The 213-nt window shown below is 43.7% G+C and carries 1 pseudogene; it reads right to left on the reverse strand.

Features of this window, described 5'->3' with window-relative positions:
* Positions 1-213: pseudogene (locus AB4486_RS23805) on the reverse strand (methyl-accepting chemotaxis protein); the annotation flags it as partial.

A 213-nucleotide genomic window follows, 5' to 3' on the forward strand; every position in this document is an offset into this window, starting at 1 on the left:
CTCGTTATTCAGATCGGTTTGTTGTGGCCAAGTCTTGTTCTCCCACACCATGTAGCCAGCAAATACAGCTTTGTTTTGTGCTTCCAAGGCGGCAGTAAACTGTTTAACGATAAGGTCTGCGCTTGCGTTGGTTTCTGAACTTAATTCGATAATGGATCGTGCTTGCTTAAGGTTTGCTAGTACAGGATCAAGTTGGTTAGCAATGTTCAAACC

Origin of the sequence: Vibrio sp. 10N.222.55.C6, from assembly GCF_041473395.1 — a bacterium.
Taxonomy (GTDB): Bacteria; Pseudomonadota; Gammaproteobacteria; order Enterobacterales; family Vibrionaceae; genus Vibrio; species Vibrio crassostreae_C.